This is a genomic window from Aeromonas finlandensis (assembly GCF_000764645.1).
Lineage (GTDB): Bacteria > Pseudomonadota > Gammaproteobacteria > Enterobacterales > Aeromonadaceae > Aeromonas > Aeromonas finlandensis.
Window position 1 is genome coordinate 1 of record NZ_JRGK01000336.1, and the last position, 1,762, is coordinate 1,762.

Here is a 1,762-nt window from a genome sequence, read left to right on the forward strand (position 1 = left end):
GTAGTGACCCGGATGTATGATGCGGCAGGGGTCGAGATCCCTGCACATGTAGCGGGCTGCTTACTCGCAACCATCCTTTCTGATACCGTTCGTTTTAAATCTGCAACCACTACTGTTCATGATAAGGAGACAGCAGCCAGACTCGCCAAAATTGCAGGCGTGACAGACATTGATCGTATGGGGCGGGAGATGTTGGAGGCCAAGTCTGATATTCGAGGAATTTCTCCGGCGATGTTGCTCAGCAGTGACCTGAAAACGTTCGATATGCATGGTCGTAAAGTGGCGATTTCCCAGATCGAATTGAAGAGCCTGATGCAGGTTAAACCGATTAGGGAAGCGTTGTTGAAAGAGATGCAAGAGTTAAAACGTAATGGGTATCACAGCGTATTCCTGATGTTGACTGACGTTAGCCAAGAGGCAACGGACTTATTATTTGTTTCGGATGAACCGTTGATCGTACAAAAAGCGTGGGGGTTACAGGCCCAGGGTAACTCGGTATGGATGCCAGGGGTCATGAGCCGCAAAAGTCAGATTGTTCCGGCTTTACAGAAAGCATTTGAATAGGGCGTGGTGCATGGCGCTTGCAGGTTCACGATGATGAATAAGACCGCGAATGGTGGGCAACGATACGCTTGCTGTCTTGCATAGCCAAGTTAGTACCTCGTTGATTTTTTTAAAATTAAAGGGCCAAAAGGCCCTTTGTTTTTGTATGATACCGCCGTTGCCTGGGGCCTTTGGGAATAATGGCATCGCGGGTAGCGTTTGCAGTAGGTTTCATGTCTGGTTTCAAACTGAGTTTCTACAAAATACTACACATAATCAATGTGTTACTGTTTTCACTCGAGGCATTATGAACAAACACGCGTACTGGCTGACTGCCGCAGTGCTGGGGCTGGCCGGTTGTGCGGGCACTTCTGATAAAGCAGATGTGCCCAAAAAACAGACCGACAACAGATGTTTTCTTAACTGCGTGGTGCCGGAGAATCTGGGCAAGCAGTATCTGGACGGGCCCCTGCCAGAGGATCTGGTGAGGGTGGAGCGGGTCAATAGCCGTGCGCGTGCCGACTACAGCAAGTTTGGCCCGCAAAGCCGACTGGTATTGCAGCGCTCCGGCAAGATGACCCGCCGTTATGGCGAGCTCTATCACCAGCTCTCCCGTTGGGTTGCCAATGGCGGCAATCCTGCCGACATCACCCGTTACGGCATCAGCCTGGCCCAGCTGGGCGGCGCTGATCGGATGGGTAACGTGCTCTTTACCGGTTACTACTCGCCGGTGCTGGAGGTGCGTCACCGCCCGGATGCCAAGTACAAATATCCCATTTATGCCATGCCCAAATGTGGTGGCCGTTGTCCGACCCGGGCCCAGATCCATCAGGGGGCCCTTGCCAACCGTGGGCTGGAGTTGGGTTACAGCAAATCCCTTATCGACAACTTCCTGATGGATGTGCAGGGCTCCGGCTTTGTCCATTATGGCGATGACGATCGGCTGCAATATCTGGGTTACAGCGGCAAGAACGGCCACGGTTACGTGAGTATCGGCCGGGTACTGATCGATCGCGGCGAAGTGCCCAAAGAGCAGATGTCGATGAAGGCCATCAAGGAGTGGGCCAACCGTCAACCGGAGGAGAGCGTCAAGGAGCTGGTGGAGCAGAATCCCTCCTATGTCTTCTTCGAGCGTCGACCCACCAATGATGTGATCGGCGCCGCCGGTATCCCGCTGCTGCCGCTGGCGGCCGTTGCTGCCGACAAGACCCTGCTGCCG

Annotated in this window: 2 protein-coding genes; both read left to right on the forward strand. The window is 53.7% G+C overall.

Annotation, left to right across the window (positions count from 1 at the left end; translation table 11 throughout):
* Positions 1 to 564, forward strand: a 564-nt coding sequence (locus tag LD28_RS0120465) for a DHHA2 domain-containing protein (protein ID WP_033138742.1), incomplete at its 5' end; no start/stop codon positions are given.
* 286 nt (positions 565 to 850) lie between these two features.
* The coding region (mltA, locus tag LD28_RS0120470) for a murein transglycosylase A (RefSeq protein WP_033138743.1) at positions 851 to 1,762 on the forward strand (912 nt) is incomplete at its 3' end.